11 protein-coding genes are annotated in these 13,317 nt (G+C 60.4%); 2 read left to right on the top strand and 9 right to left on the bottom strand.

The annotated features are described in order from the left end of the window. Window positions 1-2: 2 nt before the first annotated feature. The 4 genes from HWW83_RS04525 to HWW83_RS04510 form a co-directional block, all read right to left on the bottom strand. Window positions 3-419 carry an RbsD/FucU domain-containing protein gene (locus HWW83_RS04525; protein ID WP_033643572.1) on the bottom strand — a complete coding sequence of 139 codons (417 nt, stop codon included), beginning with the start codon at window positions 417-419 and terminating at the stop codon, window positions 3-5. 45 nt (window positions 420-464) lie between these two features. Beyond that, window positions 465-1,229, bottom strand: a complete 765-nt coding sequence (locus tag HWW83_RS04520) for an SDR family NAD(P)-dependent oxidoreductase (RefSeq protein WP_122016283.1) — start codon at window positions 1,227-1,229, stop codon at window positions 465-467. Between the two features lie 21 nt (window positions 1,230-1,250). Then, window positions 1,251-2,486 carry an MFS transporter gene (locus HWW83_RS04515; RefSeq protein WP_226772921.1) on the bottom strand — a complete coding sequence of 412 codons (1,236 nt, stop codon included), beginning with the start codon at window positions 2,484-2,486 and terminating at the stop codon, window positions 1,251-1,253. 269 nt (window positions 2,487-2,755) lie between these two features. Further along, window positions 2,756-3,793 (bottom strand): LacI family DNA-binding transcriptional regulator, encoded by a 1,038-nt coding sequence (locus tag HWW83_RS04510; RefSeq protein ID WP_033643570.1) that lies wholly within the window; start codon window positions 3,791-3,793, stop codon window positions 2,756-2,758. A gap of 294 nt (window positions 3,794-4,087) precedes the next feature. On the opposite strand from HWW83_RS04510, the gene kynA reads away from it, so the two are divergent. Both kynA and sbmC read left to right on the top strand, forming a co-directional pair. Beyond that, a complete protein-coding gene (gene kynA, locus HWW83_RS04505; RefSeq protein WP_033643569.1) occupies window positions 4,088-4,930 on the top strand; it encodes a tryptophan 2,3-dioxygenase in 843 nt (280 codons plus the stop codon). A gap of 23 nt (window positions 4,931-4,953) precedes the next feature. Then, window positions 4,954-5,421, top strand: coding sequence for a DNA gyrase inhibitor SbmC (gene sbmC, locus HWW83_RS04500; protein WP_033650839.1), 468 nt, complete (start codon window positions 4,954-4,956; stop codon window positions 5,419-5,421). A gap of 218 nt (window positions 5,422-5,639) precedes the next feature. On the opposite strand, the gene HWW83_RS04495 is transcribed toward sbmC, so the two are convergent. The 5 genes from HWW83_RS04495 to tssH form a co-directional block, all read right to left on the bottom strand. Beyond that, window positions 5,640-6,392 carry an Ivy family c-type lysozyme inhibitor gene (locus HWW83_RS04495; RefSeq protein ID WP_033643567.1) on the bottom strand — a complete coding sequence of 251 codons (753 nt, stop codon included), beginning with the start codon at window positions 6,390-6,392 and terminating at the stop codon, window positions 5,640-5,642. 3 nt (window positions 6,393-6,395) lie between these two features. After that, on the bottom strand, window positions 6,396-6,920 hold the full coding sequence (locus tag HWW83_RS04490; protein WP_146035835.1) for a hypothetical protein: 525 nt from the start codon (window positions 6,918-6,920) through the stop codon (window positions 6,396-6,398). 132 nt (window positions 6,921-7,052) lie between these two features. Then, window positions 7,053-8,981, bottom strand: a complete 1,929-nt coding sequence (locus HWW83_RS04485; protein WP_042784895.1) for a type VI secretion system Vgr family protein — start codon at window positions 8,979-8,981, stop codon at window positions 7,053-7,055. 140 nt (window positions 8,982-9,121) lie between these two features. Continuing rightward, the gene (locus HWW83_RS04480; protein WP_033643565.1) at window positions 9,122-10,567 is read right to left on the bottom strand and encodes a serine/threonine protein kinase; all 1,446 of its coding nucleotides are present in this window, start codon (window positions 10,565-10,567) and stop codon (window positions 9,122-9,124) included. A gap of 49 nt (window positions 10,568-10,616) precedes the next feature. Further along, window positions 10,617-13,271, bottom strand: a complete 2,655-nt coding sequence (gene tssH / locus HWW83_RS04475) for a type VI secretion system ATPase TssH (protein WP_033643564.1) — start codon at window positions 13,269-13,271, stop codon at window positions 10,617-10,619. Window positions 13,272-13,317: the final 46 nt, after the last annotated feature.

Genomic DNA, 13,317 nt, shown 5'->3' with positions numbered 1-13,317 from the left:
TTTCACACCACCGGCGCCACCGTCAGCAGCAGATTGGCGAAGCGGCGCCGTTCGCCGGAGGCGATCACCAGCAGCGTCCGATCCGATTTGACCGCGGCGTAAAACGCCTCGCGCGGCAGGTGCTCGATCGGGCAATGTTCTGGCAGCAGTTGCCGGTATTCGGCTTCGATAGTGTTGGTGAAGTCCGGCGGGCAGGCCATCAGCGCCGCGCTTTCCACGTTGATGCAGGCCAGCAGTTTTTCCAGGATTGGCGGGGCGGCGAGCGTGCCGGGCGCCAGGTTCAGATAGACCACGGTGGCGTCTTTCGGCGCGTGCGTCACGCAGGCGTAATTGCCGTCGGCGATCAGCACCTGGGTTTTATGCCCGCATTGCGCCAGCGCGGCGAGCAGCGGCGGGTGAGTGATGGCGGATTTGATCATAAAGCGATTCCTGAATAGGGGGCGGCTGTGCCGCCCGCAGCTGAACTACATGCGGAAGATGCCGCCGTTGATGTCGAGAGTGGCGCCGGAGATGAAGCCGTCGTATTCCGCCGCCAGGAAGGCGATGGCGCGGGCCACGTCGTCCGGCGTGCCTGCGCGGCCCAGCGGGATGCTGCGAACGGTTTCCTCCGCCGATGCCTGGGTGGTATGGCGATTATGAAAGCGGGTGCCGAGGATCAGGCCGGGCGCCACCGCGTTCACCCGGATGCCGTGCTCGCCCAGCTCCGCCGCCAGCGAGCGCGTCCAGGTGAGCACCGCGCCCTTGGTGGCGGAATAGACCAGCGAGCCGGCGTGCCCGCCGGCGCGGCCGGCCAGCGAGGCCAGGTTGATGATGCTGGCGCCGTTCGGCGCCGCCTTCAGGTGCGGCAGCGCGCTCTGGGTCACGTTCAGCATGGTGGTCATGTTTACGTCGATCACGATTTGCCAGAAGGCGCGATCGATCTCGCCCAGCCATTTGCGCCCGACGATGCCGCCGACGTTATTGATCAGAATATCGATGCCGCCGAGAAACTCGGCGCCGGCCGAGACGCAGCGCAGCGTTTCGTCGGTGTCGATGAGATCGGCGTAGCCGTAGGCGGCCTTTTGTCCGAGTGAATGGGCCAGCGCCACCAGCGCCTTGGGGCCGCTTTCGTCGCTGTGGTAGTGAAAATAGATGTCGCACCCGGCCTTGATCAGCCGCTCTGCGGTGGCGCGGCCGATGCCCTGTTCCGCCCCGGTGATAAAGACCTTTTTGCCCGCAAGATCGCCCATGATTGACTCCTTATTGGTTCGTTAAGAATTGATGACGCCTTCACGCTGTTTGGCGCAGTAGAAAATGCAGATCAAACCGGTCGCCAGCAGGCACGAGGCCAGGAAAAACAGCCCCGGCGCGCTGCTGCCGGTCAGATCGTTCAGCACGCCCACCGCATAGGGGGCGACAAAACCGCCGATATTGCCGATGCAGCTCACCACCGCCAGCCCGGCGGCCGCGGCCGCGCCGGTGGAGATATTGGCGGGCATGGATAAGAACGGCGGCACGGCGGTGTAGATGCCGATGGCGGCAATGCACAGGAATGACAGCGCGACGAACGGGTCGTATTTAAAAAATGTCACCGCGCCCATCAGGCCGATGGCGGCGATCACCATGCTGAGGCCGGCGAACACGCCGAGCTTTTTGGTTTTGCTGGCCCACAGGCTCCACGGATACACCAGCAGCGCGGCCAGGCCGTAGGGAATGAGCGCCAGCAGGCTGACGCGAAAGATATCGCTGCCGGAAATGGCGCTGATGATCGACGGCAGCCAGGTGCCGAAGCCGTAAATGCCGCATACCATGCCGAAGTTGAGCAGCGCGTAGAGCAGGTACTTTCTGTTTTTAATGCCCTTGAGGAAGTCGCCCAGCGTGATTTTTGAGCCGGATTTGGAGCGGCCGGCGTTGCTCATCAGCCAGGCTTTTTCCTCCACGTTCAGATAACCGACGTCCTTGGGCGAGTTCTTGATCAGGAAGGGGATCAGCAGGCCGATGACGATCGGCGGCAGCCCTTCGAGGATGAACAGCAGCTGCCAGGGGGCGAAGCCGAACCAGTCATGCTGAATATTGAGAATAAAGCCGGAAATCGGCGAGCCGACCGCGTTAGACAGCGGCTGGACGATGATGAACATGCCGAGAATTTTGGTGCGGTATTTTTCCGGGAAGAAGACCGTGAAGTAATACACCACCGAGGGAAAGAAACCGGCCTCGCACACGCCCAGCATAAAACGGCAAATATACAGCTCCAGCGGCGTGCGCACAAAACCGAGCAGGGTCGCGAAGATGCCCCAGGAAATTAATATTCTGGCGAACCAGATGCGCGGGCCGAATTTAATGGTGCCGGCGTTGCTGGGTATTTCAAACAGGAAATAGCCGATAAAGAAAATTCCGGAAGCGAAGCCGAAAGCCGAGGCGGTCAATCCCAGATTATCTTCCAACGCTTTGGCGGCGTAGGCCATATTGTTGCGGTCGAGAAAGGCCAGGAAATACAACAAGATCATTAGGGGGACAATATGCAGCGTCAATTTCCTGATGGCACTGCGTTCAATATCCTTTGGCATTGTTTTTTTCATCATGGTTTTTCCCATGTGGTTAATCGGAATAATAGCGGCCCGGCCCAAAGTCATGAGCGGCGTGCTGAATAACGACGTTGCGTGCATAAAGCGTCGCGCCGTTTATTTATTGCGACGACGCTGTTTTTTCTGATTTTGGCTGCGGCGAGCCGGACGATGCTATCTGCGCATCGCCTGGGTAAGCCGTTTTTACCGTATTAACCGGCGGTTTTGACGGAACGCCGGCTGATGACCGTCGGCGGGAAGAGAAACTCGCCGGGCGGTTGTGAATCATTGTTGATGCGGCCGATCAGGCGTTCGACCATCAGCTGCGCCATCTCGGCCAGCGGCGGGCCGATCGACGTCAACCCCGGTTCGGCCAGGCCGGCAAGCGCGATATTGTCGATGCCGACCACCGAAATCTCTGCTGGCACCTGGACGCCGGCGGCGCGCAGCCCCACCATCAGCCCGATGCCCAGCGCATCGTTAATCGCCACGATGCCGTCCGGGCGCGGCGTCAGCGCGAGGATGCGGGATGCCAGCGTCAGCCCCAATTCGAACATCTCCGTGTCGCCGTAGGCGCTGGTGGCTTTGCCTTCGATCACCCGTTGGCGTTCGCTCAAGTTGTGCCCCAGCGCACTCAGAAAACCGTCGATCTTGTGGCTGCGCCCCACGGTCAGCGCCGCTTCGGTGGCGAACACAATATGTCGGCAGCCGCGTTCGAGCAGGTGCTGCGCGGCCAGACGCCCGGCGGCGAGATTGTCCATCGACACGCTGTCGAACAACCGGCTGTCGGCGGCCATCGGCTCGGCGAACGGGCTGTCATAGCTGACGATCTTCATGCCCCGCTCGGCCGCCCGGACAAAATGGGTCTGGCGGATGTCGCTCGCCGCCACGATGATGCCGCGCACGCCATGCAGAAACATATCGTCGATAAACGCGGCTTCCTCCTGTTCCTGCCTGTAGGCGTTGCCGAGCAAGACGCGGTAGCGGTGAGCGCGCGCCGCGCTGTCGACGGCGTGCGCCAGCGCCGAAAAACTCGGGTTAACGATCGACGGCAGCAGCAGGCCGATGATCTTCGCCTGTGGCGCGAGGTTCACTGCGGTGCGCGCCGGACGATAGCCCAGGGTGTCCATCGCCTGTTCGATGCGCTGACGGGTCTGTGCGCTCATCTGGTGGCTGCGATTATTCAGCAGGTTCGACACGCTGCTGATGGACACGCCGGCCAACCGCGCGACATCACGAATATTTGCCATTTGCCGATCCCTTGCTGCCTGCCGTTAGCCTGCAATCTATAAGGGAAGGCGGGCGCAGGCAAGCCGCAACCGGGGCGAAACCCGCACGGGATCGCGCATTTGTGAGAGTCGTCAGGCGCAGGGCTGGTTGTTTACTAAACAGCAAAGGGCGGCGGCCATGGGGTGACGCGGATGAGTGAGATCTGCGAAGCATCTCTCGTTTATCGCCCTTCGGGGCGGCGGGTTCTGTACTATTGTTTTCTCTTTGCGGCACGTTCCAGGCCGATGGGGCGCTGGGCGCAACGGAGATCACAGATGAACAAACGGGAATTAGAAAGCGCGATTGTCACCGATTTTTCCAAACGCATGAGCTATGGCGACTACCTGTGCCTGGACCAACTGCTGGACTGCCAGCACCCGCTCTCCAATCCGCCGCATCATGATGAAATGCTGTTCGTGATACAGCACCAAACCTCCGAACTGTGGATGAAGCTGATGCTGCACGAGCTACAGGCGGCGCTGCGGCTGGTGCAGCAGGACAAACTCAGCCACTGTTTTAAAATTCTCGCGCGCGTCAAACAGATCCAGCGGCTGCTGTTCGAACAGTGGGCGGTGCTGGAAACGCTGACGCCGTCGGAATACGTCGAGTTTCGCGATGTGTTGGGCAGTTCCTCGGGCTTCCAGTCGCATCAATACCGGTCGATCGAGTTTCTGCTCGGCAACAAGAACGCCGCCATGCTGGCGGTGTTCAGCAGCGATGCGGAAAAACACGCGGCGCTGAAAGCGATCCTCGAAGCGCCGAGCCTGTACGACGAATACTTGCTGTACCTGGCGCGCCACGGTTTGCCGATCCCGCAGGAGTGCCTCAAGCGCGACTGGACGCAGCCCTATCAGCGCAACCCGGATCTGCTGCCGGCGTTCAAAGTGATCTACGACAACCCGCAGACCTATTGGGAAGCGTATGAAATGGCGGAGAAGCTGGTGGATATCGAAGAGAGTTTCCATCTGTGGCGCTTCCGCCATATGAAAACGGTGGAGCGGATCATCGGCTTTAAGTCGGGCACCGGCGGTTCCAGCGGCGTCAGCTTCCTGAAAAAGGCGTTGGACCTGACCTTTTTCCCCGAACTGCTGGACGTGCGTACCGAAATCGGCGCCTGAGATAAAGAGAGAGGATAAGGGCGATGAGCGTGAGGATTATCGATAAAGCGGCGGAGAAGGTGGTGGGGGTAAGAGTGGTGGGGCCGTATCCGCAGACCATCCCGCAGGGTTCGCAGCAACTGCTGGCATGGCGGCAGCGTCACGACGTGCCGTTCGGCAAATGGCTGGTGTTGTACTGGGACGATCCGGCGGAAGTGGCGTCGGAAAAGCTGCGCGCCGACGTGGTGATGAGCGTGGCGGACGATTTCGCGCTGCCGACGGGCAGCGCGGGTATGACCGTGCAGACGCTGCCCGCCGGGCAGTACGCGGTTTACCGCGTACGCATCAGCGATGGCGATTTCGAACGGGTATGGGGCGAGTTTTACCAGAAGCTGCTGCCGGCCAGCGGCTATCAGCCGGTTGAGGGGGTGAGCTATGAACACTATCTCAACGATTGCGAGGCCGACGGCTATTTCGACCTCGAGATTTACCAGACGGTGAAAAAGTGGTGAAGGGGAAATGATAAAGAAGGCTGAATCGATAGGGGATATCGATTCAGCCTGTGATTGTCATTCCTGTTCGGTTTAGGAGCGGTGACAAGAGGAGGGAGTGTCACTCGCACTGACGTATAGGCCGTTTGATATCTATACAGTGTAGGTAGATAGGCCAAGTCTCACTTTAGCGCCTTGGAATCAAGTGCCTTGGAATCACTCGGTGGCGGTTGTGGTGGCTATTTCCCCCAAGTTCCTTTTTGATTCATTAATATCTTACCGTTCTTTATAACTGTCAGTGTGTTATCAATTTTACTGAGCATGTAGGTCGTCGATGCATTTTTAAACTCATAACTGATTATTGGGCATGGGGCTGTATTGCAATCAGCACGTGTCACTTTTCCCTGCAAAGTTACAGCAGCACCATCTTTTTTACGCTCTCCATAATAAGTAGCATCATTACAGTTTCCTTTACTGATGCAAACAGTCATGAGCTTGATAGAGAATGACTGTGTGTCAAAGTATTCTTCCTCAGTCCTCACCTTATTTCTTTTGCTGTCTGAGGAAAAATGCATGTCTTTGAAGCGTGCAGCCCAATGCAGAATATCATTATTAATAGGGGAATCTTTATCAGATGATTTGTAATTTATGATATCAGAATCAGGTACAACCCAGGCGGCATAAATTTTCCCATCGGGATTGATGACCAGAGCAGAGGCATTTTCCAGATAAAGATCTTTTAGCCATCCTTCAACAAATAACCCACCACCTGGGGTTGAATGAGGTTCACCGAACACATCAAAGTTGTTGATGTACTTTTCATAGTCTTGACCCAGTATGCTTTTAAGATTGTCAGTGACCGCTTTATCGTTGACCAGCCCGCTTACTGTGTTGGTTTTGTTATATTGTAACAGGTCTATCGCTGATGTGGATTCAATGGAGCAAAGCAAAGAAGCAGCAAACAATGTAGGTAATAAGATTTTTTTGAACATAAATCACTCGTTTGATAATTTTAAAAATTCTTCTGCTTCCCGGGCATACCGCTTTTGAAGGCCATTACCATAACGTGCCCACCAGTTGTACTGTTTACCACCCTGCGTCGTGATGGTATCTCCATATATTGCTCTATCGTATTCTACCCGAGCTTTAAGTAAATTATCCTGAAAGCTTTCCGCCGACATACTTTCAATTTTGGCTATTGCCTCCGACGTTAAGGTATCAGCCTTAACTATTCGTCCGGACTCCATGGAGTTCAGGATCGCTTGTGCGCCAGATGAGCCACGCATATGTGCCAATGAAGTTATTGCCCCTTGTTTTCCTGGATCAGAAAAGTTCAGTGCACCTGCAGACTTCGCTGATGCGCTCATTGCTTTGGATACTTCCTCAAACTCTTCAGCGCTGCCTTGGCCGTATTGGTTACGAGCAGCAAGGATTTTGTCATAAGCATTGCCATTTCCTTTTCTGAATCCGTATAACTCACGGCGCCCACCTTGTTCTCCAGCACTCCCTTCAGAGGCCATGACCGATTCAACAACCCGATTATCAATTCTGCCGGGTTTTGTTGTCGATTGAGCATTTTGCGTGATAGATGCCGGCGCCGCTGCCGCCGCCCGAGGGGCGGCGTTAACCGGCTTTCCCGGCGAACGAATTACCTACTCTTTAGGGAACAGCTGATCGACGGCGCTCTGGATTGCCGCCTGATGGCCACCGCCCGGTGCGGCGGTGCGCGCGGCGCCGCCAGGCTGGTTGAGATCCAGCTGGCCGCCGGTGTTGATCGCGCCATCCTCTTTTACCGTGATATTGAAACTGGTGCCGGTGATGTTGATTTGGCCGTCCGCCAGCAGTTCGATCACGCTTTCGCCGCACTCGAGCCGCAGCGATTCGCCGGAGCCGAGGGTAAAGGCATTGACCACGGCGTCGCTGCGCGTTTTGCCGGTCAGCGCGGAGGATTCACCTTTGACGCCGGTCGCCTGATTGAGCACCACCCGTTTGATCTGGTTACCGCCCACCAGATGCGTGTGATCGTTAGCGATGGTGTGGCTTTCATCGTTTTTCACCTGGGTGTCCATGTTGCGCTCCGCCTGGATCCACACCTGTTCGGCGCCGGCCTTGTCTTCGAAACGCAGGGCGTTGGCGTTGTCGGCGGTGCCGTCCTTGGTGCGGCTCATAAAGCCCATCTGGGTGGCGGCGGCCGGCAGCGCCCACGGCGGCATGCTGGCTTCGTTATAGACGCGCCCGGTGACGATCGGCCGATCCGGATCGCCGTTGATAAAGTCCACCACCACTTCGTCGTTCACGCGCGGGATCTGCACGCCGCCGTAGCCTTGGCCGGCCCAGGCGCTGGAGACGCGCACCCAGCAGGAGCTGCCGTCGTCTTTCGGCCCGAAGCGATCCCAGTGGAACTTCACCTTGATACGGCCGTATTTGTCGGTCCAAATCGATTCGCCGGCCGGGCCGACCACCCGGGCGGTCTGCGGTCCGTGGGTTTTCGGCCAGGTGGCCTGCTGCGGCGGGTGCCAGGGCACGTCCGCCGGCAGGACGATGAAGTCGATGCGGTGTTCGCTGCTCTGATCGTCGCCGCTGGCGTAGCGATTCTCTTTCAGATGGTAGCTGGCCTGCAGCGTCAGATATTCGCGATTGTCGTCGGCATGCGGGGCGTTATACAGCGTGAAGGTACTGCCGGGGGCGATGCCCATGGCGGTGGCGGTGCCTCGGATCTGCTGATGTTCGGCCTGCCAGGCTTCCTGGCGCACGCGGGCGTAGAACTCCCCCTGCTGATGCTCGGTATAGCGGCCCGGCCAGTCGTAAACGTCGATTTGCCCCGGCGTCGGCGAGACCGGGTTTTGCCGCGCCTGGAACAGCCAGGCGTTCGGTTTGCGGAAATCGTAGTCGTCCAGGCTGTAGATGCCCGGCGTGACGCGATCGGACAACGTCCACTGGCTGATACCTTCCTCGCTGGTGCTGCCGCCCGACGGCGTCAGGTGGTAGGGGATCATCTCATAGCCGGGATAGGGCTGGTGATGGTGGGGGGCGTCCCCGAGCACCAGCGTGTGTTTGCCCATTTCATGTTTGAAATAGTAATAGATGCCCTCCTGCTCCATCAGGCGGCTGATGAAGTTGAAGCTGCTTTCGTTGTACTGCACGCAGTAGCCCCACAGGCGATAGTCGCCGGTCAGCTGATCTTCCAGCTGCACGTTGTGCTCCGCCAGCAGGGTCTTGACGATCTGCGGCACCGTCTGTTCCTGGAAGATGCGGAAATTGCGGTCTTTGGTCATCGGCCACAGATCCGGCTGCACGTGCAGGTTGTACACCGCGTAGCGCGTGCCGCCGATCTCTTCGCTGCTGACGGCGATGGCGGTGATCTTACCGTTCAGGTAACGCGGGGCGCTGAGAAAGCCCTGGGTCGGAATTTCCAGCGTCAGCGGTTGGCCGAGCAGCGCTTTGCGATCGAGGCGCGCGTCGGTGCTCAGCAATTCAATAGAGAAGTCGAAAGGAGTGGAAAGCGCTTCGATACCGTCCAGCGAGCGAAACAGCAGTTGCTCCTGGCCCAGCGGCGTGTGCGCAATAATGCGATCCAACATGAGAACGTCCTCTGTGATTGACGTCATGCCCTGCATACTCCGGCGTTGCAGCGGCCTTGCCGCGCGGCCAATGAGGGGCAGTTGCTCGTCAGTCTCATGAAATAGGTGAAACCCCGCCGAGGCGGAGTTTCAGAACGGGATTAGCCGGCAGTGGCCGGGTTGACCAGCCAGGTGCCGGCGGTGTCGATGCTGAGCTGCTGGCGGCGGAGCCGATCGTTGTGACGGATCTCCAGCTGATAGCGGCCCGGCGCCAGGTTCAGGCTGGCAAAGCCGTTTTCGCCCGGCGTCACCTGCTGCGGCTTGCCGTCGAGGCTGACCTGCTCACCCGGTTGCAGTTTGAAGTACACCAACGCCACCGGTTGCGCCGGCGGCGCCGCTTTTTCAGGTTCCGCCGCCGCAGGCTGCGCGGTTTGCGGCGCGCTCGGCTGCTGCGTCAGGGTTTTCTGCGCCGGTGACGCCTCGCTGTTTTGAGCGACGGCCTGGGCATCGTCCTTGCCGCCGCTCAGCCAGGCGATCGCGCCGATCACCAGCAGCGCGGCGACGCCGGCGCCGGCCATCATCGGGCGCGAGAATTGGGTGCCGCGCGCGGTAACGGTGCCGGCTGCGGCCGCAGCGGCGGCCGGGTTGGCGGCGACCAGCAAGTTCTCCGGCGCGGCGGCCGGGGTGCTGATGATTTCGTTTTCATCGGCGATCGGCAGATGCAACAACTCGGCCATTTCGTCAATGGTCTGCGGGCGGTCTTCCGGCTTCAGCGCCAGCGCGCGATCGACGGTGCGCAGCAGCTCCGGCGAGTAGCCGGCGGGGCGGCGCTCGGTCAGCGGCTGGTAGCTGTCTTCGATGCTGCGCACCACGCTGACCGGCGGCGGCGAACCGACGATCAGCGTGTGCAGCACGGCGCCGAGCGCGTAGATATCGGTCCACGGCCCTTGTTCGCCGTCGCTGTTCTCGGTGTACTGCTCGATCGGCGCGAAGCCCGGTTTGAGCATGATCTCCGTTTCGTCCGACAGGTTGCCGATCTCTTTGCGCGCCGACCCGAAGTCCAGCAGCACCGGCAGCTGGCTCTCCTGGATCTGGATGTTATCCAGCGAAATGTCGCGGTGCAGATAGCCTTCCTGATGGATGGTGTTGATGGCGCTGAACAGCGGCGGCAGCAACCGGCGGATCCACGCCTCGTCGATTTTCTCCGGCTGCTGCGCCTGCAGGTTTTTCAGCGTGGTGCCGCTGTAAAACTGGGTGCCCATATAGGCGGTGCCGTTCTCCTCCCAGAAGCGCAATACGTGCAGCAGACCGGGATGCGAGAAGCGCGCCAGCAGACGCGCCTCCTGAATAAAGCTGTTCAGCCCGGCCTGGAAAGTTTTGCCGAAGCGTTCGCCGCGCAGCCCGATGCTGAGATCGTCGTTGCGTTTCGCCAGCGAGGTTGGCATGTACTCCTTGATGGCGATGGTGCGTTCCAGTTGGTGATCGTAGGCGCGGTAGACGATGCCGAAGCCGCCTTCGCCGATCGCTTCCTGGATCTCGAATTCATTGAATCGATAGCCGCTCGGCAGGCTGTTCGAATTCGGTTTGGTTATCCCGGTTCCCGACATAGTGATGACTCTCTGTGTTCAAAGGGCCGCCGTCTCGGCGGCCGCGGCGTTATGCCTGAAATTGACAAATGAATTCGTTGTTCTGCAGCGCGATATGCAGCTGGCGATAGCGCTGGTCGTTGGCGCTGCCGGTCAGCAGGGTGTGGCTGATCTGCGGCAGCAGGGTGTTGGTCAGGATGGCGTCGACCATGCGGCCGCCGGACTCCACCTCGGTGCAGCGGCTGACGATCTGCTCGATGACCGCATCGTCGAAGGTGCAGACGATGTCGTGATTCTCCGCCAGGCGACGCTGAATGCGGCCCAATTGCAGGCGCACGATGTTGCCCAGCGTGGCGTCGGTCAGCGGGTAATACGGCACCACCAGCAGGCGGCCGAGCAAGGCGGCCGGGAACACCGACAGCAGCGGTTGGCGCAGCGCGCCGCTCAGCGCCTCCGGCTCCGGCAGCAGCTCCGGATCGCTGCACAACCCGGCGATCAGATCGGTGCCGACGTTGGAGGTCAGGATGATGATGGTGTTGCGGAAATCGATATGACGGCCTTCGCCGTCCTCCATCCAGCCCTTGTCGAACACCTGGAAGAAGATTTCATGTACGTCCGGATGCGCCTTTTCGATCTCGTCCAACAGCACCACGCTGTAAGGACGGCGGCGAACCGCCTCGGTCAACACGCCGCCCTCGCCGTAGCCGACATAGCCGGGCGGCGCGCCTTTCAGCGTCGAAACGGTGTGCGACTCCTGGAATTCGCTCATGTTGATGGTGATGACGTTCTGCTCGCCGCCGTACAGGGTTTCCGCCAGCGCCAGCGCGGTTTCGGTTTTGCCGACGCCGGAGGGCCCGGCCAGCAGGAATACCCCGACCGGTTTGTTCGGATCGTCCAGCCGCGCTCGTGAGGTGCGCACCCGGCGGGCGATCAGATCCAGCGCATGGCGTTGGCCGATGACGCGCTGATTCAGGGTGTCGGAGAGCTGCAGCACCGCTTCAATCTCGTTTTTCACCATGCGGCCCAGCGGGATGCCGGTCCAGTCGGCCACCACCGCCGCCACGATGTTGGCGTCGACGGCGGCGAAGATCAGCGGCGCTTCGCCCTGCAGCGCGCTCAGCTGCTGCTGCAGTTCGCCCAATTGGGCGCGCAGCGCGTCGGCATCAGGGCGCGTTTGCGTCTCTTCGTCGGTGCTCGCCTCTTCTTGGGCGTGCAGTTGGGCGCGCAGCGTGATGATCTGCTGGATCAGCGCCAGCTCCTGCTGCCAACGCTCGGTCAACTGTTCGAGTTCCTGGCGCAGCGCGGTCAATTGGGCTTCAATCTCCTGCGGGCGCAGGGGATCGCCGATGCCGACCTTGGCCTCGCGGCGGGCGATATCCAACTCTATCTGCAGCGCATCGATGCGGTGGCGGCAGTCTTCGACCTGGGCGGGCTCGGCATGTTGGCTGACCGCCACGCGCGCGCAGGCGGTATCCAGCAGCGCCACCGCCTTGTCCGGCAACTGGCGGGCCGGAATATAGCGATGGGACAGCCGCACCGCGGCGTCCACCGCTTCATCCAGCAGCAGCACGCGGTGGTGTTGCTCCAGCGGGCTGACGGTGCTGCGCAGCATCAGCAGCGCTTTGTCTTCGCTCGGTTCGTGCACCTGCACCACCTGGAAACGGCGGGTGAGCGCGGGATCCTTCTCGATGTATTTCTTGTATTCCGACCAGGTGGTGGCGCCGATGGTGCGCAGTTGGCCGCGCGCCAATGCCGGTTTCAGCAGGTTGGCGGCGTCGCCGGTGCCCTGGGCGCCGCCGGCGCCGATCAGGGTGTGAATTTCGTCGATAAACAGGATGATCGGCGTCGGGCTGGATTGCACTTCGTCGATCACCGCCTGCAGCCGTTTTTCAAACTCGCCCTTGACGCCGGCGCCGGCCTGCAGCATGCCGATGTCCAGCAGGCACAGCTTCACGTCGCGCAGCTGCGGCGGCACGTCGCCGGCCACGATGCGCAGCGCCAGGCCTTCCACCACGGCGGTTTTGCCGACGCCGGCCTCGCCGGTCAGCAGCGGGTTGTTCTGGCGGCGGCGCATCAGAATATCGACGATTTGTCGGATCTCTTCATCGCGGCCGGCCACCGGGTCGATCTCGCCGTTGCGCGCTCTGGCAGTCAGATCCTGGGCATACTGCGCCAGCACGCTTTCACCGCTGCGCGCCGCGCCGGGCAGGGGCTCGGCGCCGCTTTGCGCCGCCGCATCCTGGGCGTTTTCCGCCGAGTGAGCGGTAATGGCGGCGAACTGTTCCATCAGCAGATCGGCGTTGATGCGCTCGAACTGCGGGGAAATGGCCTTCAGCAGGTGGCGCAGGCTGTAGGTTTTCAGAATGCCGAGCAGCAGGTGGCCGCCGCGGATGCGCGCCGCGCCGAACTTCAATGAGCCATAGACCCAGGCGCGTTCTACCGCGCTGTCGATGTGCTCGGACAGATCGGAGATGGCGCTGGCGCCGCGCGGCAGGCGATCGAGCGCCTCGACGATGTCGCGCGCCAGCTGCGCCTCGTCCAGCGCGAAGTGGCGAACGATCTGCTGCAGATCGCCGTCCGGCGATTGCATCAGCTGATGCAGCCAGTGCGCCAGTTCGACGTAGGGGTTACCGCGCAGCTTGCAAAACGCCGTCGCACTTTCCAGAGAGGTGAATAACAGGCTATCCAGTTTGCCAAATAATACCGAGCGGCTGATTTCAGACATGGTTTTCCTCAGGTCTCAGAGTGGCCTGGCGCCGCAGGGCGTCGGC

Source organism: Serratia ureilytica, assembly GCF_013375155.1.
Taxonomy (GTDB): domain Bacteria; phylum Pseudomonadota; class Gammaproteobacteria; order Enterobacterales; family Enterobacteriaceae; genus Serratia; species Serratia ureilytica.
This window is presented reverse-complemented; position numbering and strand designations above follow the sequence as displayed.